16 protein-coding genes are annotated in these 21,191 nt (G+C 55.8%); 8 read left to right on the forward strand and 8 right to left on the reverse strand.

Annotated elements, in window-relative coordinates; all coding sequences use genetic code 11:
* Positions 1-132 precede the first annotated feature (132 nt).
* Genes pqiC through rlmKL form a run of 5 tightly spaced genes read right to left on the reverse strand, consistent with a single transcriptional unit; the run spans position 133 to position 7,633 of the window.
* Entirely contained in the window at positions 133-696 is a 564-nt protein-coding gene (gene pqiC / locus AOY23_RS09135; RefSeq protein WP_054179111.1) for a membrane integrity-associated transporter subunit PqiC, read from the reverse strand.
* Positions 693-2,333 carry an intermembrane transport protein PqiB gene (gene pqiB, locus AOY23_RS09140; RefSeq protein WP_054179348.1) on the reverse strand — a complete coding sequence of 547 codons (1,641 nt, stop codon included), beginning with the start codon at positions 2,331-2,333 and terminating at the stop codon, positions 693-695. Before pqiB ends, pqiC begins: the two co-directional genes overlap by 4 nt.
* Positions 2,323-3,591 (reverse strand): membrane integrity-associated transporter subunit PqiA, encoded by a 1,269-nt coding sequence (gene pqiA, locus AOY23_RS09145; RefSeq protein ID WP_054179112.1) that lies wholly within the window; start codon positions 3,589-3,591, stop codon positions 2,323-2,325. Before pqiA ends, pqiB begins: the two co-directional genes overlap by 11 nt.
* A 13-nt stretch (positions 3,592-3,604) precedes the next feature.
* Positions 3,605-5,512, reverse strand: coding sequence for an ABC transporter ATP-binding protein (locus AOY23_RS09150; protein ID WP_054179113.1), 1,908 nt, complete (start codon positions 5,510-5,512; stop codon positions 3,605-3,607).
* Between the two features lie 12 nt (positions 5,513-5,524).
* Positions 5,525-7,633 (reverse strand): bifunctional 23S rRNA (guanine(2069)-N(7))-methyltransferase RlmK/23S rRNA (guanine(2445)-N(2))-methyltransferase RlmL, encoded by a 2,109-nt coding sequence (gene rlmKL / locus AOY23_RS09155; RefSeq protein ID WP_054179349.1) that lies wholly within the window; start codon positions 7,631-7,633, stop codon positions 5,525-5,527.
* Positions 7,634-7,730: 97 nt separating this feature from the next.
* Between rlmKL and AOY23_RS09160 the strand changes: the two genes are divergently transcribed.
* Positions 7,731-8,840, forward strand: coding sequence for a YcbX family protein (locus AOY23_RS09160; RefSeq protein ID WP_054179114.1), 1,110 nt, complete (start codon positions 7,731-7,733; stop codon positions 8,838-8,840).
* Here AOY23_RS09160 and zapC read toward each other — a convergent pair.
* On the reverse strand, positions 8,837-9,379 hold the full coding sequence (zapC, locus tag AOY23_RS09165) for a cell division protein ZapC (protein WP_054179115.1): 543 nt from the start codon (positions 9,377-9,379) through the stop codon (positions 8,837-8,839). The genes AOY23_RS09160 and zapC overlap by 4 nt on opposite strands.
* A 185-nt stretch (positions 9,380-9,564) precedes the next feature.
* Positions 9,565-10,575, reverse strand: coding sequence for a quinone-dependent dihydroorotate dehydrogenase (pyrD, locus tag AOY23_RS09170; protein WP_054179116.1), 1,011 nt, complete (start codon positions 10,573-10,575; stop codon positions 9,565-9,567).
* Positions 10,576-10,804: 229 nt separating this feature from the next.
* Between pyrD and ssuE the strand changes: the two genes are divergently transcribed.
* Genes ssuE through ssuB form a run of 5 tightly spaced genes read left to right on the forward strand, consistent with a single transcriptional unit; the run spans position 10,805 to position 15,052 of the window.
* Complete coding sequence (ssuE, locus tag AOY23_RS09175) at positions 10,805-11,377, forward strand: NADPH-dependent FMN reductase (RefSeq protein ID WP_054179117.1); 573 nt, start codon at positions 10,805-10,807, stop codon at positions 11,375-11,377.
* Positions 11,370-12,344 (forward strand): sulfonate ABC transporter substrate-binding protein, encoded by a 975-nt coding sequence (locus AOY23_RS09180; protein WP_054179118.1) that lies wholly within the window; start codon positions 11,370-11,372, stop codon positions 12,342-12,344. Before ssuE ends, AOY23_RS09180 begins: the two co-directional genes overlap by 8 nt.
* Positions 12,341-13,486, forward strand: coding sequence for an FMNH2-dependent alkanesulfonate monooxygenase (gene ssuD, locus AOY23_RS09185; RefSeq protein WP_054179119.1), 1,146 nt, complete (start codon positions 12,341-12,343; stop codon positions 13,484-13,486). Before AOY23_RS09180 ends, ssuD begins: the two co-directional genes overlap by 4 nt.
* A gap of 10 nt (positions 13,487-13,496) precedes the next feature.
* Positions 13,497-14,288 (forward strand): aliphatic sulfonate ABC transporter permease SsuC, encoded by a 792-nt coding sequence (gene ssuC / locus AOY23_RS09190; RefSeq protein ID WP_054179120.1) that lies wholly within the window; start codon positions 13,497-13,499, stop codon positions 14,286-14,288.
* Positions 14,285-15,052 carry an aliphatic sulfonates ABC transporter ATP-binding protein gene (gene ssuB, locus AOY23_RS09195; RefSeq protein WP_054179121.1) on the forward strand — a complete coding sequence of 256 codons (768 nt, stop codon included), beginning with the start codon at positions 14,285-14,287 and terminating at the stop codon, positions 15,050-15,052. The genes ssuC and ssuB overlap by 4 nt, the downstream gene beginning before the upstream one ends.
* Positions 15,053-15,095: 43 nt before the next feature.
* Here ssuB and pepN read toward each other — a convergent pair whose 3' ends face one another.
* A complete protein-coding gene (pepN, locus tag AOY23_RS09200; RefSeq protein WP_054179122.1) occupies positions 15,096-17,711 on the reverse strand; it encodes an aminopeptidase N in 2,616 nt (871 codons plus the stop codon).
* Positions 17,712-18,036: 325 nt separating this feature from the next.
* Here pepN and pncB point away from each other — a divergent pair, with 325 nt between their 5' ends.
* Positions 18,037-19,239 carry a nicotinate phosphoribosyltransferase gene (pncB, locus tag AOY23_RS09205; RefSeq protein ID WP_054179350.1) on the forward strand — a complete coding sequence of 401 codons (1,203 nt, stop codon included), beginning with the start codon at positions 18,037-18,039 and terminating at the stop codon, positions 19,237-19,239.
* A gap of 165 nt (positions 19,240-19,404) precedes the next feature.
* The gene (gene asnS / locus AOY23_RS09210; protein ID WP_054179123.1) at positions 19,405-20,805 is read left to right on the forward strand and encodes an asparagine--tRNA ligase; all 1,401 of its coding nucleotides are present in this window, start codon (positions 19,405-19,407) and stop codon (positions 20,803-20,805) included.
* Positions 20,806-21,191: the final 386 nt, after the last annotated feature.

Genomic DNA, 21,191 nt, shown 5'->3' on the forward strand with positions numbered 1-21,191 from the left:
ATATTTGTGAGCTACTCAGAAGTTCATTTGTACAAAAAATGTGAGCCAGCACAAGTAATCCACTGATGATAAAAACAAAAAGGCCGCAACTGATACGGCACCGGTTGCGGCCTTTTTTACGATGAAATTTACTTATGGTACCTGGCTTATTGCCTGTGCGATAACCCCGGCTTCCTGGCGCCAGGCTTGCGCCAGCATTTTCACCATTTCATCGTAGCCATCCTGTTGCTGCTTCAGTTCAATATGGAACGGTCGCTTAATCAGCTGCCCCTGATGATTGAGCAGCCACTCACCGCTGACGATCACTCGCCCGTCGTAGCGACCATGAAACCCGGTCACCGAGACATTCAGCGTGTCCTGATTATTCCCCAGCGGTTGCGACGCCACGACCCACCCTGGTAACTGGCTGCTCAGGTTTGCCACCAGCGTCGAACGGAGCTGTTGATCGAGCGGGCTCGCCCACAGATTGTTACTGGCAATCACGTACTGCACGTCGCTGGTCTGATAGACCACGCCGTTTCCGGCCAGATAATCCGGGATGGAGACCTGCTCAACCCACAGCAGGCGGTTCCCCTGCGTCGTGGCGCTTTGCGCGCCGCTCTGGGTTACTGGTAGCTGATAGTAGGTTTTGTTTTCACTACTGCTGCTGCAGGCGGTTAACGCGCAGGTCAGCAAGACCATTAGCCACTTTTTCATTCTTTCGCCCTCTTCGGCTCTGGATCTTTTTTGTCCTTCGCTTCAAATACCAGCGAGTTGCTCTTCTCGTTCAGTGTTTTCAGTACCGGCTGCAGTTCGCGCAATACCTGGTCAAGGCGCTGCATGTCAGCCACCATCTTGTTATAGGCCGCCGAACCTGGCTGGAAGCCCTGCATACTGCGGTTCAGCTCACGCAGGGTCTGCTGCATATCCTGCGGCAGTTGTTGCATCGACTGGCTGGCAGTCAGCTTGTTGAGGTTATCCAGTGTGGTCTGCAACCGACGCATGGTGCGCTGGCTTTCCGACAAGGTATTTGTCGCCTGTTCGAGCATCGGATTGAGCGGCAGGTTATTGATCTTATCGAGCGTATCGACCAGTTTCTGCTGGATCTGCGCCAGACCGCCGCTCACCGTCGGCACAACCTTATAACCGCCAAACTCACGCATGCCGGTCACCGCAGGCGCTTTCGGATAGAAATCCATGTCCACATACAGCGCGCCAGTAACAATGTTACCGGTCTTCAGCGAGCCGCGCAGGCCGCGATGAATCAACTCGTTGATGTGTGCGCCAATGTCAGGATTCTCGCCGAGCTGGCTGCTCAAACGCTCAGGCTCGATGCGGATCAGCACCGGAATGCGGTAGTCATCATCAAGCGCCTGTCGCAACCCTGGCACGAAGAACGGAACCTGACCCACGGTACCGAGGCGAATGCCGCGGAATTCCACCGGCGCTCCCGGTTGCAGGCCGCGAATCGAGTCTTTGAAGAACATCAGATAATCGATGTGATCGGTATACAGCGAATCCTGAATGCTTCGCTGATCGTCATACAGACGAAATTCGGTTTTTTCACCCACCGGCTGGCCGAGGTCAATGCCCTCCGGCACGTCAAAGCTGACACCGCCGCCGAACAGGGTCGACAGCGATCCCATCTCAACGCGCATCCCTGCCGAGGTCAGATCCACGGCAATACCGCTGTCCTTCCAGAAACGCACGTTGCTGGTAACCAGACGATCGTTTGGCGCGGTGATAAACAGCTGATAGCTGATCGTCCGTTTTTGCGGATCAAAGTTACTGGTCTCGACCGATCCCACCCGATAGCCGCGGAACAGGACCGGATCACCAGGGCTGAGTTGCCCGGCTTTTTTACTGTCGAGAATCACACGGATCCCTTTCGCATCCGGTGGCGCCAGTGGTGGCGCATCCAGCAACTGGTAGCGTTCCTGTTTTCCGCCCTTGTTCCCCGGTTGCAGCTCAAGGTAAGCGCCCGAAAGCAGCGTGCCGAGGCCGCTGATACCTTCGCGCCCGACCTGCGGTTTCACCACCCAGAAGACCGAGTCCTGATGCAGCAGCTTTTCCATGCCTGAATTGAGTCGCGCTTTAATTTCCACATGCGTTAAATCGTCCGTCAGGGTCGCGCTTTCCACCACGCCGACATCCACGCTGCGGCTCTTGATGGTGGTTTTTCCGCCTTCAATCCCCTCCGCATTAGTGGTAATCAGCGTCACTTCCGGCCCCTGATGGCTGTAGTGATAAAACAGGATCCACGCGCCAATCAGGGCGGTGACGATGGGGAAGATCCAGACAGGCGACCAGTTCTTTACCTTTTGCACTTTCGCTTCCCCGCGGTTAGTTTCCATGCTCATACAACTCCTCATGGCTGGGTTCCGGCTCACGATCCCACGTCAGGCGAGGATCGAAGGTCATCGCCGAAAACATGGTCATTATCACGACCAGGGCAAACATCAGCGCACCGATGTCCGGATAGATATTCATTAAGCCGCCCATTCTCACCAGGGCGGAAAGCACGGCGATGACAAACACGTCAATCATCGACCAGCGGCCGACAAACTCGACCACTTCATAAATCAGGTGCATGCGTTCACAGTCGCGCTTACCGTGACCGTTGGCGTCCCAGCACAGCCAGGCAATGGAGATCATCTTCAGCGTAGGCACCATAATACTGGCGATGAAGATCACCCCCGCCACCGGATATGATCCCTCACTCCACAGCAAAATCACCCCCGCCATGATCGTCGATGGCATTTTGTCGCCGAGCAGATCGGTAATCATGATCGGCAGCAGATTCGCTGGCAGATAAAGGATGAAGGACGTGATGAGCAGCGCCATGGTCCATTGCAAACTGTTTTTGCGCCGGGGGTGCGCGGTTGTGTGGCAGCGTGTGCACACAAGCTGGTCGGCGGGCAGGATGGCCGTGCAGCACGGGCAGGAACGCAGCCCTTGTCGTAACCCGGAAATGCCCACTTTCACTGGCGCTGAAAGCAATGGCATTGGGGCGATGTCATCCCAAAGCCAGCGGCGATCCACACACTGAAACGCACGCAACTGCAAAACGCAGAACAGACACCAGGGAATAAAACTGCTGCCGATGCCAATGTCGCCATAGGCCATCAGCTTGACGAAGCTCACCAGCACACCCGCCAGAAATATTTCCGCCATGCCCCAGCTTTTGAGGCGAAACAGAATGTTGGCGAGGTGGATTTGCAGCTTCAGCGGCATATGTACCCGGTTCACCAGCAACAGAATGGTGACCAGGCAGAACGCGGGAACCAGTTGCACGAACAAAATGAAGAAGGTCCCGAGGCTGGCATAGTTCTCGGCGAACAGAACGTTCGGGATCTCCAGCAGTTCAATTTCGCTGCTGACGCCCGCCACGTTCATATTCACAAAGGGGAACAGATTGGCGAGCAGCAGCATAAACAACGCCGACAACGCATAGGCGGTGGGACGCTGACGCGGTGCGTCCCACGCGGTTGTTAACGTCGTCCCGCAGCGTGGGCAGGCGGCTTTATGCCGGTGCTCAAGGGGTGGCAACTCCACCAGCAGATCGCATTGCGGGCACAAGATATGCCGTGCAGCATGATGTTGTTCGCACATGCAGAGTCCTCAGTTACGCGCCGTTTTTCAGTGATTCCAGATATTCCCAGCGTTCGAAGGCCTCTTCGAGTGTTTGCTCCGCCTGCGCCAGTTCGGCCAGCACCTTTTGCGTATGGTCATGGGGCTGACTGAAAAACGCGGCGTCGGCGACCTGGGCCTGTAGCGATTCCAGATCCGCCTCCAGTTCTTCAAGGCGTTGCGGTAGCTGTTCAAGTTCGCGCTGCAGGTTATAGCTTAGTTTGTTCCCGCCGCGTTTCACAATTTCTGCTTTTGGCGCAGCGACTTCCGTCACTTTCTTTTCCACTGGCGACTTCTGCGCCAGCGACTGCGTCTGCTGACCGCGGGCATCATGGTAACCGCCGACGTACTGACCAATGCGCCCTTCACCTTCGAAGATCCAGCATTCGGTCACCGTATTATCGACAAACTGGCGATCGTGGCTGACCAGCAGTACGGTGCCCTGATAACCGTCAATCAACTCTTCGAGCAGTTCCAGCGTTTCCACATCAAGATCGTTGGTCGGTTCATCGAGAATCAACAGATTGCTGGGTTTCAGGAACAGACGCGCCAGTAACAGACGGTTGCGTTCCCCGCCCGACAGCGCACGTACCGGCGTCATCGCCCGTTTCGGGTGGAAAAGGAAGTCCTGCAGATAGCCAAGCACATGACGCGGTTTGCCGTTAACCTGCACTTCCTGTTTACCTTCCGCCAGGTTATCCATCACCGTTTTATCCGGATCCAGCTCCGCACGGTGCTGATCGAAATACGCCGCTTCCAGCTTCGTTCCCACATGAATGCGGCCGCTGTCAGCCTGCAACTGACCGAGCATCAGTTTCAGCAGCGTGGTTTTACCGCAGCCGTTGGGGCCAATCAGCGCAATCTTGTCGCCACGTTGCACCTGAGCGGAGAAGTTTTTCACCAGCACTTTGCCATCAATCTGGTAATTCACGTTTTCCATCTCAAACACAATTTTGCCGGAACGGGTCGCTTCTTCCACCTGCATCCTGGCGCTGCCCATCACGTCCCGGCGCTCGCTGCGCTCACGGCGCATCGCTTTCAGCGCGCGAACGCGGCCTTCATTACGGGTACGACGCGCCTTGATGCCCTGGCGGATCCACACTTCTTCCTGTGCCAGCTTGCGATCAAACTCGGCGTTTTGCAGCTCTTCAACGCGCAGCGCTTCTTCTTTCTCCAGCAGATACTGGTCGTAATTGCCCGGATACGTCACCAGCTTGCCGCGGTCGAGATCGACAATGCGGGTCGCCATATTGCGAATGAATGAACGGTCATGCGAAATAAAGATGATGGTGCCTTTGAAAGTTTTCAGGAACCCTTCCAGCCAGTCGATGGTTTCGATGTCTAAATGGTTGGTCGGTTCATCGAGCAGCAGCACGCGCGGGCCACTGACCAGCGCACGTCCGAGCGCCGCTTTACGCAACCACCCGCCGGACAGCGATGCCAGTTGCGCGTTAGGATCCAGTTCGAGTTGCGCCAGCACTTCGTTGATCCGGTTTTCCAGTTGCCACAAACCATGGTGATCGAGCTGTTCCTGGATCCGCGCCATCTCGTTAAGGTTCTTTTCGCTGGCATCGGTCATCACCAGCCGGGAAATATCATGGTAACGCTTCAGGTAGACCGCCTGCTCTTCGATCCCTTCAGCAACGAAATCGTAGACGCTGCCTTCGACATTGCGTGGCGGATCCTGTTGCAGACGCGACACCACCAGATCCTGTTCATAGACGATGCGACCATCGTCGAGCGCTTGTTCACGGTTGAGGATTTTCATCAGCGTGGATTTGCCCGCGCCGTTGCGCCCGACCAGGCAGACACGTTCGTTATCTTCGATATGCAGTTCGGCATTATCGAGTAACGGCGCATCGCTGAACGACAGCAAGGCGCCATGCATACTAATCAATGACATTCTTTAATTCCTTCAGGCTTCGGTGATCAGCCAGCAGTTGTGGATCTGACGATTGCGGGCAAAGTCCTGAGACTGCGTTTTTTGCGTAATATCCTGAGCTTTCAGCCCCAGCTTCGCCAGACCATCGAGATCCATGCGGAAACCGCGCTTGTTGTTTGAGAACATAATGGTGCCGCCCTTGCGTAACAGGCGTTTGAGATCGGTCATCAGCCGTAAGTGGTCGCGCTGCACGTCGAAGGTATCTTCCATACGCTTCGAGTTGGAGAACGTCGGCGGATCGATGAAGATCAGGTCGAACTGTTCGTCCGCCTCGCGCAGCCAGCCGAGCACGTCGGCCTGCAGCAGACGATGCGCGCGACCGGTTAAGCCATTCAGGCGCAGGTTGCGTTCCGCCCACTCAAGATAAGTGCGGGACATATCCACCGTCGTTGTGCTGCGTGCGCCGCCAAGCCCGGCATGAACGCTGGCGCTGCCGGTATAGGAGAAGAGGTTGAGGAAATCTTTGCCTTTACTCATCTGCCCCAACATGCGGCGGGCAATGCGGTGATCAAGGAACAGGCCGGTATCCAGGTAGTCGGTCAGGTTGACCCACAGGCGCGCATTGAACTCGCTGACCTGCATGAAATCGCCCTTTTCACCCATTTTCTGATACTGGTTTTTGCCTTTCTGCCGTTCGCGGGTTTTCAGCACCAGTTTGTTCGGCGCAATCCCCAGTACGGAAATGGTCGCGGCGATGACGTCAAACAAACGCTGGCGCGCTTTGTTGGCATCCACCGTTTTCGGCGGCGCGTATTCCTGCACCACCACCCAGTCGGCGTAGCGATCCACCGCCACGTTGTATTCCGGCAGGTCTGCGTCATAGATGCGGTAACATTCGATCCCTTCCTGATGCGCCCACTTGTCGAGCTTTTTCAGGTTTTTCTTCAGGCGGTTGGCGAAATCATCACCCATGCTGCTCACTGGCGCATCGCCGGTGACTTCGGCCAGATGGTAGTTTTTCTGCACGCAGTCCAGCGGCCCGTTTTTCGCTTTGAACTGGCGATCAGCGCGCAGTTGCAGGCAGCTTAACAGCTCCGGTGAAGCGCTGAACATCGACAGGTTCCAGCCGCCAAACTGGCTTTTCAGCGTGCGGCCAAGCAGGTTGTGCAACGCAATCAGCGCGGGTTCGCTGTCCAGACGCTCGCCGTACGGCGGGTTGCTGATGACCGTGCCGTAAGGGCCTTTCGGCAGCGGATTAGAAAGCTGCGCGACGTCTTTGACCTCAAAGGTCACCAGTTCGCCAACACCGGCACGGCGGGCGTTGCTGCGCGCGCGCTCAATGACGCGACCATCGATATCCGAGCCATAGAAGCGGGAGTCATAAGCGGCAAGCCCGACCCGCGCGCGGGTCTGGGCGTCGGATTTCACCGCCTGCCACACCGCCTCGTCATGCTGTGCCCAGCCACCAAAACCCCAGTGACCGCGATGCAGCCCTGGCGCGCGATCGGTCGCCCACATCGCCGCTTCAATCAGCAGCGTCCCGGAACCACACATCGGATCCAAAAGCGGCGTTCCCGGCTGCCAGCCAGAACGCATCACAATCGCCGCCGCCAGGTTTTCTTTAATGGGCGCAAGGCCAGTGCCGTCACGGTAGCCACGCAGATGCAGACCTTCGCCGCTCAGGTCGAGGGAAATGCTGGCGGTTTCTTTATTAAGACGGACGTTAATGCGTAAATCAGGGTTTTCACGATCGACGTTCGGGCGCGGCAGGTCCTTGCGCGTGAAGCTGTCGACAATCGCATCTTTCACACGTACAGCGCCAAACTGGCTGTTGCGAATCTCGTCATTCAGACCGTTGAAGCTCACCGCGAAGGTCGCGCCAGGGCTGAAAATCTCTGTCCAGTTCACTGCCTGCACGCCGAGGTAGAGGTCGAGGTCGCTATACACTTTGCACTCGCCCAGCGGCATCATGATACGTGACGCCAGACGGCTCCACATCAGGCTCTGGTACAGAAGCCGCGTGTCGCCCTGAAAATGGACACCACCCTGAACCACCTGGCAACTGTCAGCGCCAAGTCCTTCCAGTTCAGTTTTTAACAGCTCTTCCAGCCCACGGGCCGTACTGGCAAACAGAGATTTCATATCGTCACTTTTATCAAACAAAATTGTTGCGCATTATAGCCAATCTGCGGCCTATGTCATAAAGTTAAAGGCTTATTTTGGCTTCAGGAAGCGTGTCATGGCGACGTTATCGCGACTTTTTATTCACCCAATCAAATCTATGCGCGGCATCGGCCTGACCCATGCTTTCGCCGACATCAGCGGCATGGCCTTCGATCGCATCTTTATGGTGACCGAGCCAGACGGCACCTTTATTACCGCCCGCCAGTTTCCGCAGATGGTCAGATTCACGCCCGCGCCGCTGCATGACGGTCTGCATCTGACGGCGCCGGATGGCAGCAGCGCGCTCATTCGCTTTGCCGATTTTGCGCCTCAGGATGCGCCAACGGAAGTGTGGGGGAATCATTTTACCGCCCGCATCGCCCCGGCGGCGATTAACCAGTGGCTGAGCGGTTTTTTCAACCGTGACGTCCAGCTACGCTGGGTCGGGCCGGAACTGACCCGCCGGGTGAAAAAGCACGATGCGGTACCGCTCTCTTTCGCCGATGGTTTTCCGTATCTGCTGGCCACCGAAGCCTCACTGCGTGATTTACAACAGCGTTGTTCAGCCAGCGTGAGCATTGAGCAATTTCGCCCGAATCTGCTGGTCACTGGTACGGCGGCCTGGGAAGAAGATACCTGGAAAGTGATCCGCATTGGCGAAGTGGTTTTCGACGTGGCGAAACCCTGTAGCCGCTGTATTTTTACTACCGTAAGCCCTGAGCGCGGGCAAAAGCACCCGGGCGGGGAACCGTTACGCACGCTACAGACCTTCCGTACCGCGCTGGATAACGGCGATGTCGATTTTGGTCAAAACCTGATTGCCCGTAACAGCGGCGTGGTGCGCGTGGGTGACAGCGTCGAAGTGCTGGCGACCAAACCGGCGCGTCTTTATGGCGCCGGACAGGCAGACGAGTCACTAACGCCAGAGAAACAGGCAGACGCGGTGCTTGATATCGAATGGCAGGGAGAGACGTTCACCGGTAACAACCAGCAAATTTTGCTGGAACAGCTGGAACAACAGGGAATTCGTATTCCTTACTCTTGCCGGGCGGGGATTTGCGGAAGCTGCCGGATAACGCTGCTGGACGGGGAAGTCACACCGCTGAAGAAAAACGCGGTCGGAAAAGATGGCACGATTCTGTGCTGTAGCTGTGTTCCCAGAACCGCACTGCGGTTGGGTAATTAAACGGCCTGAACGAGAGTATAATCTGTGATTACCGGTTGCGGCTGTAACCGGTCATTCATCACTTTGATGGCATCGCCAAGCTGCATCGTGCGGCCGGCCAGCGTTAAGCCCGGCTGGGCCAGCAGGCAAAGCGCGGCATTCTCACCCGGCTCAACCACCAGCAAGGTCACCTGCTCACCACTGTCGCTCAACCAGACGCAGGCGGCATCTCCAAGGGTCGGCTGCCAGTGCGAATTATAAGCGATAAAGTGCCAGCTTTTCGGCATTTGCGGTTTCAGAAAACGAATCGCCACCAGCGCATTTAAAATCAATTCGGCGCGGTGTTCTTTAGAAAGGTCGAACTGACGGCATTTCTCTTCAAAGGAGAAATAAAGCGCCGCGTCATCCACGCAAAAGCCCGAAGGACAAAAGGCATCCGGGGTTAACATCCGGCGGGCAAATCGCGAACGAAACAACATACCATTGGCTAAATCGAGCATCATTCGGTCATGCTCTTCATCAAAATACCAACGCCAGTTATCATCAGGTTTAATTCGCATATTCTTCTCCATCCGCGTTAGCATCCCTGTTTTGCCAACTTGCTTTTCCGTTTCCGCTTCGCTTAATTTGTCTCAATGTAATGAAAGACTAAAATGTTTAAATAAGCAACAATGAAGGAATATAAAACAACCAGGGCTTAAAATAAAGCCCCGGAAGAAAGTATTAGCTGAAAAGGGATAAAAAATCAGATGTGAGTAACGATTTCTTTAATCAGCGGCGGACCTTTAAAAATAAAGCCCGAATAAATCTGTACCAGCGTCGCTCCGGCTGCCATCTTCTCGCGTGCCGCAATCACCGAGTCAATACCACCGACGCCAATAATTGGTAAGCGGCCATTTAATTCCGCTGACAGCTGACGAATAATTTCGGTGCTCTTTAATTGCAACGGACGACCACTGAGGCCTCCGGTTTCATCGCAATGTTTCATTCCCTGGACCAGGGATCGATCCAACGTGGTGTTTGTCGCAATAACACCATCGATATTATGGCGAACTAAACTGTCAGCCACCTGGATCAATTCTTCAGGAGAAAGATCCGGGGCGATCTTCACCGCGACGGGAACATATTTATGATGCTTCGCCTGCAGTTCATTCTGTTTATTTTTAATACCAGAAAGAAGATCATCCAGGGCATCACCATATTGTAGCGTACGCAGGCCGGGTGTATTAGGCGAAGAGATATTAATCGCGATATATCCGGCATAGGCATAGACTTTTTCCATGCAAATCAGATAGTCATCTTTACCTTGTTCAACCGGTGTATCTTTATTTTTGCCGATATTGATCCCGAGAATTCCATCGAAATGGGCTTTTTTGACATTCTCGATCAGATTATCCACGCCGAGATTATTAAAACCCATCCGGTTGATCAGACCCTCGGCATCGACCAGACGGAAGATCCTCGGCTTGTCATTGCCTGGCTGCGGACGCGGCGTCACGGTGCCAATCTCGATCGAACCAAATCCCATAGCGCCCAGCGCATCAATGCATTCGCCATTCTTATCAAGACCGGCGGCCAGACCCAGCGGGTTCTTAAACGTCAGTCCCATACAGGTAACCGGCTTCGCAGGCACTTTCTGGCGCACCAGCGCTTCCAGCGGCGTTCCCGTCACACGGCGTAATTGTTGGAATGTTAATTCATGAGCGCGCTCAGGATCGAGCTGAAACAGGGCTTTACGAACGAAAGGGTAGTACATGAACTCTCCTGGATTCCCGGTGTGCAAACCGGGGGCGTATTATGTTCGATCCTGCGGCGAAAGGGAATTGACCTGCGGCAAAAAAGCGCGATGAAAACGCAAACGTTTTCTCGATAGTGATTTTTCGGCAAACCAGTGCCGGATAAATCATTTAGCAATCCCTCCCCTCTCTGCGATAAATGTTATCAATGTTAGATAAAAGCGAACATTTGGTTATATAGGAGGGGTTATGCGTCGAGTCATTACGCTGGCGGGAAGTCCGCGCTATCCGTCACGCTCCAGTGCGTTACTGGAATACGCGCGGGAAAAACTCTCCCGCGCCGACATCGAAGTCTGTCACTGGCATCTGCAAAATTTTGAACCGGAAGATTTGCTCTACGCCCGCTTTGACAGCCCGGCGCTGCAAACGCTTCTCGAACAACTCGCCAGCGCGGAGGGATTGATCGTCGCCACGCCGGTCTATAAAGCCTCTTTTTCTGGCGCGCTGAAAACATTGCTGGATCTGCTGCCCGAACGGGCGCTGGAAGGCAAAGTCGTCCTGCCTGTCGCCACTGGCGGCACCATTGCTCATATGCTGGCGGTCGATTATGCGCTGAAACCGGTGCTGAACGCCCTGAAAGCGCAGGAGATCCTGCACGGCGTCTTTGCTGATGACAGCCAGGTTATCGACTATCAACACCAGCCCCGGTTTACCCCGAATCTGCAACACCGTCTCGACAGCGCGCTGGACACGTTCTGGCTGGCGCTGCAGCGCCGCGAACCCACTTTTCAGCCGCTACAACAGGGAGTAGCCCATGCGTAATGTGTTTAACTGGCTGATACCGTCTCTGGCGCTGACCGGTCTGCTCACCCTTTCCGCCTGGAGTCAGGCCGCCGAGCCCGCGCCTGATGCGCTACGCATTGGCTATCAAAAAGGCAGCGTCAGTATGGTGCTGGCGAAAAGCCATCAGTTTCTGGAAAAGCGCTATCCGGATACCCGCATCTCATGGGTGGAATTTCCGGCAGGACCGCAGATGCTGGAGGCGCTGAATGTCGGCAGCATCGATCTGGGCAGCACCGGCGATATCCCGCCGATCTTCGCCCAGGCGGCGGGCGCGGATCTGGTGTACGTCGGTGTTGAACCGGCAAAACCAAAAGCGGAAGTGATTCTGGTGCCGGAAAACAGCGCCATCAAAACGGTTGCCGATCTGAAAGGTCACAAAGTGGCGTTCCAGAAAGGTTCCAGCTCGCACAACCTGCTGCTACGCGCGCTCCAGCAGGCCGGGCTTAAGTTCACCGATATTCAGCCCGTCTACCTAACGCCCGCCGATGCCCGCGCCGCCTTCCAGCAGAATAACGTCGATGCCTGGGCTATCTGGGATCCTTACTATTCTGCCGCGTTATTACAGGGCGGCGTTCGGGTATTGAAAGACGGTAGCACCCTCAAGCAGACCGGCTCTTTCTACCTCGCGGCACGCCCGTATGCCGAAAAAAATGGCGCGTTTGTTCAGGGCGTGCTGGAAACCTTCAGCCAGGCCGATGCCTTAACCCAAAGCCATCGTCAGCAGAGCATTACGCTACTGGCGAAAACCATGGGCTTACCTGAACCGGTGATCGCCAGCTATCTGGATCATCGCCCGCCGACGGTGATCGCCCCGGTCAGTGAAGCCGTTGCCGTGCTACAGCAGCAAACGGCCGATCTGTTTTACGCAAATCGTCTGGTGCCGAAGAAGATCGACGTCCGCACCCGCATCTGGCACCCCACGTCTCAACAAGGAGCGAAATCATGAGCCTGAATCTGTTCTGGTTTTTACCGACGCACGGTGATGGTCACTATCTTGGCAGCGACGAGGGCGCCCGCCCGGTGGATCACGCGTATCTGCAACAGATAGCGCAGGCCGCCGACAGGATTGGCTTTACCGGCGTGCTGATCCCGACCGGACGCTCCTGCGAAGACGCGTGGCTGGTCGCCGCCTCGATGATACCGGTGACGCAGCGACTGAAATTTCTCGTCGCACTGCGACCGAGCGTGATCTCCCCGACCGTCGCCGCACGCCAGGCGGCCACGCTGGATCGTCTGTCCAGTGGCCGTGCGCTGTTTAACCTGGTCACCGGCAGTGATCCGCAGGAGCTGGCGGGTGACGGTATCTTTCTCGATCATACCGCGCGCTATGAAGCCTCTGCCGAATTTACCCATATCTGGCGTCGGCTGCTGGAAGGGGAAACTGTCGATTTCGAGGGTAAATACCAGCGCGTGCGCGGCGCGAAACTGCTCTTTCCGCCCGTGCAACAGCCGCGCCCGCCACTCTATTTTGGCGGCTCTTCCGATGTGGCGCAGGATCTGGCCGCTGAGCAGGTTGATCTCTACCTGACGTGGGGTGAACCGCCTGAGCAGGTAAAAGAGAAAATTGCCCAGGTGCGGGAAAAAGCAGCCCGCCACGGGCGACAGGTTCGTTTTGGCATTCGCCTGCACGTCATTGTGCGGGAGACGAATGAAGAAGCCTGGCGCGCGGCAGACCGGCTGATCTCCCACCTTGACGATGAGATCATCGCGAAAGCGCAGGCCGCCTTCGCACAGACCGATTCGGTGGGTCAGCATCGCATGGCGGCGCTGCATAATGGTCGTCGCGAAAATCTGGAAATCAGCCCTAACCTGTGGGCTGGCGTTGGTCTGGTGCGCGGTGGCGCCGGTACCGCGCTGGTGGGTGATGGTCCCACGGTCGCGGCACGCATCAACGAATATGCGGCATTAGGGATCGACAGCTTTATTTTGTCCGGCTATCCGCATCTGGAAGAGGCGTACAAGGTGGGCGAGCTGTTGTTCCCGCATCTGGATGTCGCCATCCCTGAGGTGCCGCAATCCAGGACGCTACAACAGCAGGGTGAAGCTGTCGCCAACGCCTTTATTCCCCGCAAAGTGGCGCAAAGCTGAGGAGCACATGATGGCAACGACATCTCACGCCCTGCTGCGACGCGTGGCTCCCTGGCTGCTTCCCGCCGGGATCGTCATCGTCTGGCAAATCGCATCTTCTACCGGCTGGCTCTCCACCCGCATTCTGCCTTCCCCGGAAGGCGTGGTGGAGGCGTTCTGGTCGTTGTCCGCCAGCGGCGAGCTGTGGCAGCATCTAGCGATCAGTTCCTGGCGCGCGCTGATTGGTTTTTCCATTGGCGGATCGATTGGCCTGACACTGGGACTCATCAGCGGGCTGTCCCGCTGGGGAGAATGGCTGCTGGACACCTCCATCCAGATGCTGCGCAACGTCCCGCATCTGGCGCTGATCCCGCTGGTGATCCTGTGGTTTGGTATTGATGAGAGCGCCAAAATTTTCCTTGTGGCGCTGGGAACGCTGTTCCCGATTTACATCAACACCTGGCATGGGATCCGCAATATCGATCGCGGGCTGGTGGAGATGGCGCGCAGTTACGGGCTCTCCGGTTTTGCGCTGTTCCGGCATGTGATCCTGCCCGGCGCCCTGCCCTCGATTATGGTTGGCGTGCGTTTTGCTCTCGGCCTGATGTGGCTGACGCTGATTGTCGCGGAAACCATTTCAGCCAATGCCGGGATCGGCTATCTGGCAATGAACGCCCGCGAGTTTTTACAAACCGATGTGGTGGTGGTCGCCATCATCCTTTACGCCCTGCTGGGTAAGCTTGCTGACGTCAGCGCGCAAGGGCTGGAGCGCCTCTGGCTGCGCTGGAATCCGGCCTATTCGTCGAAGGAGGCAAACGCATGAACACCGCTCGCTTAAATCAGGGGACGCCGCTGTTGCTGAACGGCGTGACCAAACGCTACGGCGGAAATACGATTCTTAATGCCCTCGATCTGCATATTCCCGCTGGGCAGTTTGTTGCTGTCGTCGGGCGCAGTGGCGGCGGCAAAAGTACGCTGTTGCGTCTGCTCGCTGGTCTGGAAGCCCCCAACGGCGGTGAGCTGCTGGCAGGAAATACGCCGCTTGCCGACATTCAGGACGACACCCGGCTGATGTTCCAGGACGCCCGCCTGCTGCCGTGGAAAACCGTTATCGACAACGTGGGGCTGGGGCTGAAAGGCCACTGGCGGGACGCGGCGCGGCAGGCGCTGGCTTCGGTCGGGCTGGCGAGTCGTGCTGATGAGTGGCCCGCCGCGCTGTCCGGCGGGCAAAAGCAGCGCGTGGCGCTGGCCCGCGCGCTGATCCATCGCCCCGGTCTGTTGTTGCTGGATGAACCACTCGGTGCGTTGGATGCGCTAACTCGCATCGAGATGCAGGACTTGATTGAATCGCTGTGGCAGGAACAGGGTTTTACCGTGCTGCTGGTGACGCACGACGTCAGCGAGGCGGTCGCGATGGCCGATCGCGTGTTGCTTATTGAAGAGGGAAAGATCGGTCTGGATCTGACCGTCGATATTCCACGGCCGCGGCGTGTCGGTGTAGCCAGACTGGCAGAGCTGGAAGCGGAAGTGCTGGATCGGGTAATGAAGCGCGGTTCAGATGCATTGCCTGCCAGAAAACATGGATAAAACAAAGCCCGGTGGCGCGACTACGCTTACCGGGCTTTTTATATCAGGCCAGCGCCTTGGTTATCTTCTCGAACAGATCGCCGGAGAGATTCTCCAGCCCTTTCAGCTGTTCCAGCGCGGCACGCATCTTCTCCTGACGTTTCGCATCGTAACGCTTCAGGCGAATCAACGGCTCAATCAGACGTGATGCCACCTGCGGGTTGCGGCTGTTGAGATCGGTAAGCATCTCCACGAGGAACTGATAGCCGCTGCCATCTTCCGCATGGAACGCCGCCGGGTTGCTGCCTGCAAAGGCGCCAATCAGCGAACGAATGCGGTTCGGATTGCTGAGGCTGAACGAACGGTGCTTCAGCAGATGCCGTACGGTTTCCAGCACGTTGCTGGCCGGGCTGGTGGCCTGCAGAATAAACCATTTGTCCATCACCAGACCATCCTGATGCCACTTGTCGTCGTACTCCTGCATCAGCGCATCACGGCACGGCAGTTGCGCGGCAACCGCTGACGCCAGCGCCGCCAGTGCATCGGTCATGTTATCGGCATGATGATACTGCTCGCGCACCAGCCTGTCGGCCAGCTCCGTTTCGCCAAATGCCAGATAACGCAGGCAGGTATTGCGCAGTGAACGCGTACCGATGTCAGCATGTTCCACGCGATAGCCGTCGAGCGCACTGGCGTAGTAAACCGCGAAGAATTCGTCCGCCAGCTCGTTGGCCAGCGTTCTCGTCAGCGCTTCACGCACAGTCGCGATGGCAATCGGGTCAATGATATCGAACAGCTCGGCGATTTCACTGGCTGACGGCAGGGTGAGGATTTCCGCCGCCAGCGCCGGATCGATCTTCTCGTCAAGCAGGATCGCGCGGAAAGCGTCAGCAACATGCACCGGTAACGACAGCGGCTGCCCTTGCTGATGGCGGGCCACATTCAGCTTAATGTAAGTCGCCAGCAGGCTTTGCGCCGCGTCCCAGCGGGAGAAATCATTGCGCGCATGACGCATCAGGAACGTCAGTTGTTGATCGCTCCATTTATATTCCAGTTTCACCGGCGCGGAGAATTCGCGCAGCAGCGACGGCACCGGCTGGAAATAGACGTTATCAAACACGAAAGTCTGTTCCGCCTGGGTGACATTCAATACGTGATGCACCGGATGACCGCCCTTCTGCAGCGGGATCACTTTGCCTTCGTTATCGTACAGTTCGATATCAAACGGAATATGCAGCGGCTGTTTTTCCGGTTGATCCGGCGTGGCAGGCGTGCGCTGTTTGACAGTCAGCGTGTACTGCTCGGTTTCCGGGTTGTAGTCGTCATGCACGGTCACCACCGGCGTACCGGACTGGCTGTACCAGCGGCGGAAATGGGAGAGATCGACGTTTGACGCGTCTTCCATCGCCTGCACGAAATCGTCACAGGTGGCGGCGCTGCCATCATGACGCTCAAAATAGAGCTGCATGCCTTTCTGGAAATTCGTTTCGCCGAGCAGGGTGTGCATCATGCGGATCACTTCTGCGCCCTTTTCGTACACCGTCAGGGTATAGAAGTTGTTCATTTCGATGACCATGTCCGGACGAATCGGGTGCGCCATCGGGCTGGCATCTTCGGCGAACTGCATCCCGCGCATGGTGCGCACGTTGTTGATGCGGTTGACCGCGCGGGAACCGAGATCAGAGCTGAACTCCTGATCGCGGAACACGGTCAGGCCCTCTTTCAGACTGAGCTGGAACCAGTCGCGACAGGTGACGCGGTTACCGGTCCAGTTATGGAAATATTCGTGACCGATGACGCGTTCGATATCGAGATAGTCTTTGTCAGTGGCGGTATCGGTGCGGGCCAGCACGTATTTGGAGTTAAAAATGTTCAGCCCTTTGTTTTCCATCGCCCCCATATTGAAGAAGTCGACGGCGACAATCATATAGATGTCGAGATCGTATTCGAGGCCGAAACGCTCTTCGTCCCATTTCATGGAGTTTTGCAGAGAGGTCATCGCCCACGACGCGCGGTCGAGGTTGCCGCGGTCGACGTACAGCTCCAGCGCCACGTCACGCCCGGAGCGGGTGGTGAACGTGTCGCGCAGTACGTCGAAATCTCCGGCGACCAGTGCAAACAGATAGCACGGTTTCGGGAATGGATCCTGCCACTGTACCCAGTGACGACCATTCTCCAGATCGCCCTGCGCGATACGGTTACCGTTGGAGAGCAGGAACGGATATTTGTGCTTATCGGCGATAACTTTGGTCGTGAACCGCGCCAGTACGTCGGGGCGGTCAAGATACCAGGTAATATGGCGAAAACCTTCCGCTTCACACTGGGTGCAGAGCGCTTCGCCGGACTGATACAGCCCTTCCAGCGCAGTATTGGCGGACGGACTGATTTCATTGACGATGCGCAGCGTAAAGTGTTCCGGCAAACCGGAAATCACCAGCTGGTTATTCTCTTCTTTATAGTCAGTCCACGGCTGGTCATTCACATGAAGGGAAACCAGCGTTAAATCTTCGCCATCAAGACGCAGAGGCACATCAGAAGACGCAGCATGCCGGGATACCTGGCTTTCTGCCGTCACCACGGTTCTGGCGGCATCCAGGTCAAAGGTCAAGTCAATATCGCTAATCTGGTAATCCGGCGCACGGTAGTCGTGGCGGTATTTGGCTTGGGGCTGTTGTGTCATAAAAAACCTTTAGCATCTTTGTAAAGTATCGACTCCAGTCTATTCCTGTTGTGACAATCTCGCTACGCAGAATGTTCATCTTTTCAGGGCTAAACACGCTAATTGCTACATTCACATAACATTGAGGCACGAAATGCTCTCGACCAGAGCATCTGCTTGTGGTGTGATCCATGTTCAATATATTAAACTATGTCCCCGACATGACCGCCGCAGACGATGCCGCGTTCATTGCAGGACATAGCCAGGTTAACAAGCTATACTCCTGCGTTTTTTATCTGTCTGATTTTGATGGAAACGCACCCGTGAGAGGATGCTACTGCGCGCCATGACACAATTTGCTTCTCCTGTTCTGCACACGCTGCTTGATACAGATGCCTACAAACTGCACATGCAGCAGGCTGTTTTTCACCACTATTATGATGTGCATGTAGCGGCTGAATTCCGCTGCCGTGGTGACGACCTGCTGGGCATTTATGCCGATGCGATTCGTGAGCAGGTTGACGCAATGCGTACGCTTAAGTTGCAGGACGACGAATATCGCTGGCTCTCCGGTCTGCCTTTCTTTAAACAGGATTATCTGGACTGGCTGCGTGACTTCCGTTACGACCCGCGGCAGGTGACGGTCAGCAATGACAACGGCAAGCTGAATATCCGTCTGTCCGGCCCGTGGCGTGAAGTGATCATGTGGGAAGTGCCGCTGCTGGCGGTGATAAGCGAGCTGGTGCACCGTTATCGCTCTGCGGAAATGGGCGTCTCTCAGGCGCTGGAAACGCTTGAGTCTAAACTTGTCGATTTTGCGCACATGACCGCGGACCTTGATATGTCCGCGTTCCGTCTGATGGATTTCGGCACCCGTCGTCGCTTCTCCCGCGACGTTCAGCAGGCGATCGTTCAGCGGTTGCAACAGGAGCCGTGGTTTATCGGCACCAGTAACTATGACCTTGCCCGCCGCCTTTCTCTTACGCCGATGGGAACCCAGGCGCACGAATGGTTCCAGGCACATCAGCAAATCAGCCCTGACCTGGCCACCAGCCAGCGTGCAGCGCTCGCCGCCTGGCTCGATGAATACCCGAATCAACTGGGGATCGCCCTCACCGACTGCATCACCATGGATGCCTTCCTGCGCGATTTCGGGCCGGAATTCGCTACCCGTTACCAGGGGCTGCGTCACGATTCCGGCGACCCGGTGGAATGGGGAGAAAAAGCCATCGCCCATTACCAGAAACTCGGCATCGATCCGCTCAGCAAGGTGCTGGTGTTCTCTGACAATCTCGATTTAGCCAAAGCCGTCGATTTGTACCGCCACTTCTCCTCGCGGGTGAATCTGAGCTTCGGTATCGGTACGCGGTTGACCTGCGATATTCCTCAGGTGAAACCGCTGAATATCGTCATTAAACTGGTGGAATGTAACGGCAAGCCGGTGGCGAAACTCTCCGACAGTCCGGGGAAAACCATCTGCCACGATAAGGCGTTTGTCCGCGCGCTGCGTGAAGCCTTCGACCTGCCGCAGGTGAAGAAAGCCAGTTAAAGGCAAAAAGGGAGCCCGCAGGCTCCCTTCTTCTTTATTTATTTATCATTTTCTCTCTGTTGAACTGCGAAATCTACTTGTCTGATAGCGGATGACAGGTAACATAGATAACTCCCTTTTCGGGGAGAAATGACATTTTTATTGGACTACTACAGAGAGATTATTATGAGCGTTGTGCCTGTTGCCGACGTACTCCAGGGCCGCGTAGCCGTTGACAGCGAAGTCACCGTGCGCGGATGGGTGCGTACCCGCCGAGATTCAAAAGCTGGTTTCTCCTTCGTTGCCGTCTATGACGGTTCCTGCTTTGATCCTGTACAGGCCGTCGTCAATAATTCTCTGCCCAATTACAATCAGGAAGTGCTGCGTCTGACGACCGGTTGCTCGGTGATCGTCACCGGCAAAGTGGTGGCGTCTCAGGGCCAGGGCCAGAGTTTTGAAATTCAGGCAAGCCAGATTGAGGTCACAGGCTGGGTTGACGAGCCGGATACCTACCCGATGGCGGCGAAGCGCCATAGCATCGAGTATCTGCGTGAAGTCGCGCACCTGCGCCCGCGCACTAACCTGATTGGCGCTGTTGCACGCGTACGCCATACGCTGGCGCAGGCGCTGCATCGCTTCTTTGATGAGCAGGGTTTCTTCTGGGTGTCTACGCCGCTTATCACTGCTTCTGATACCGAAGGCGCCGGTGAAATGTTCCGCGTGTCCACGCTGGATCTGGAAAACCTGCCGCGCGACGCTCAGGGCAAAGTGGATTACGACAAAGACTTCTTTGGCAAAGAATCCTTCCTGACCGTTTCCGGCCAGTTGAACGGCGAAACCTACGCCTGCGCGCTGTCAAAGGTGTATACCTTCGGCCCGACCTTCCGTGCTGAAAATTCCAACACCAGCCGCCACCTGGCGGAATTCTGGATGCTGGAGCCGGAAGTGGCGTTTGCTGATCTGGAAGACAACGCCCGCCTCGCAGAAGCCATGCTGAAATACGTCTTCAAAGCAGTGCTGGAAGAGCGTATGGACGACATGCAGTTCTTCGCTGAGCGCGTGGATAAAGACGCCATCGAACGTCTGGAACGTTTTATCAGTGCTGACTTTGCTCAGGTGGATTACACCGATGCAGTCACCATTCTGGAAAACTGCGGCCAGTCGTTCGAAAACCCGGTTTACTGGGGTGTGGATCTGTCGTCTGAGCATGAACGCTATCTTGCTGAGCAGCACTTTAAAGCGCCGGTGGTGGTGAAAAACTACCCGAAAGAGATCAAAGCGTTCTATATGCGTCTGAACGAGGACAACAAAACCGTTGCCGCGATGGACGTGCTGGCACCGGGCATCGGTGAAATCATCGGTGGCTCACAGCGTGAAGAACGTCTTGATGTGCTGGATGCGCGTATGGCCGAGATGGGGCTCAATAAAGAAGACTACTGGTGGTATCGCGATCTGCGTCGTTACGGCACCGTTCCGCATTCCGGTTTCGGTCTGGGCTTTGAGCGTCTCATTGCCTATGTCACTGGTGTGCAGAACGTCCGTGACGTTATTCCGTTCCCACGCACGCCGCGTAACGCGAGCTTCTGAGTTCATCAAACCGAAAGCCAGCTGCAAAGCTGGCTTTTTTGTCCCTCTGTCCCACTCCTTTTCTCTTCTCAACGCCACCTGTTAAGTCGCGTAACATCTACGAACAAAAAATAACCATTTTTTGACTTGCCGATCAGACTATACGCATCCCATAGCACAAATTTTAACCAAACCCAAAGCGGTATAGATGGCTGTTTGCCGGAAAAAGAAAAATCAGGAATCGTATCTTTTTCGCACTATTAAATGCGATTCCTGATTTTAATATAAGTTTTTCAGATAGATAGATAAGGAGTCGGAGAACTTTACAACTCACTTCCCGGAACTTTGAGGTGGTTCACAAAGTTCCCTCATTTACACAAATTCTTACACATTATTTCTTTTTGTAA

Origin of the sequence: Trabulsiella odontotermitis (assembly GCF_001297775.1) — a bacterium.
Taxonomy (GTDB): Bacteria; Pseudomonadota; Gammaproteobacteria; order Enterobacterales; family Enterobacteriaceae; genus Trabulsiella; species Trabulsiella odontotermitis.

Coding starts and splice junctions, on each gene's coding strand:
- AOY23_RS09160 (WP_054179114.1), top strand. CDS start 7,731: ATGGCGACGTTATCGCGACTTTTTATTCACCCAATCAAATCTATGCGC.
- ssuB (WP_054179121.1), top strand. CDS start 14,285: ATGAACACCGCTCGCTTAAATCAGGGGACGCCGCTGTTGCTGAACGGC.
- ssuE (WP_054179117.1), top strand. CDS start 10,805: ATGCGTCGAGTCATTACGCTGGCGGGAAGTCCGCGCTATCCGTCACGC.
- zapC (WP_054179115.1), bottom strand. CDS start 9,379: ATGCGAATTAAACCTGATGATAACTGGCGTTGGTATTTTGATGAAGAG.
- AOY23_RS09150 (WP_054179113.1), bottom strand. CDS start 5,512: ATGTCATTGATTAGTATGCATGGCGCCTTGCTGTCGTTCAGCGATGCG.
- pyrD (WP_054179116.1), bottom strand. CDS start 10,575: ATGTACTACCCTTTCGTTCGTAAAGCCCTGTTTCAGCTCGATCCTGAG.
- pqiB (WP_054179348.1), bottom strand. CDS start 2,333: ATGGAAACTAACCGCGGGGAAGCGAAAGTGCAAAAGGTAAAGAACTGG.
- rlmKL (WP_054179349.1), bottom strand. CDS start 7,633: ATGAAATCTCTGTTTGCCAGTACGGCCCGTGGGCTGGAAGAGCTGTTA.
- pepN (WP_054179122.1), bottom strand. CDS start 17,711: ATGACACAACAGCCCCAAGCCAAATACCGCCACGACTACCGTGCGCCG.
- pncB (WP_054179350.1), top strand. CDS start 18,037: ATGACACAATTTGCTTCTCCTGTTCTGCACACGCTGCTTGATACAGAT.
- asnS (WP_054179123.1), top strand. CDS start 19,405: ATGAGCGTTGTGCCTGTTGCCGACGTACTCCAGGGCCGCGTAGCCGTT.
- ssuD (WP_054179119.1), top strand. CDS start 12,341: ATGAGCCTGAATCTGTTCTGGTTTTTACCGACGCACGGTGATGGTCAC.
- AOY23_RS09180 (WP_054179118.1), top strand. CDS start 11,370: ATGCGTAATGTGTTTAACTGGCTGATACCGTCTCTGGCGCTGACCGGT.
- pqiC (WP_054179111.1), bottom strand. CDS start 696: ATGAAAAAGTGGCTAATGGTCTTGCTGACCTGCGCGTTAACCGCCTGC.
- ssuC (WP_054179120.1), top strand. CDS start 13,497: ATGGCAACGACATCTCACGCCCTGCTGCGACGCGTGGCTCCCTGGCTG.
- pqiA (WP_054179112.1), bottom strand. CDS start 3,591: ATGTGCGAACAACATCATGCTGCACGGCATATCTTGTGCCCGCAATGC.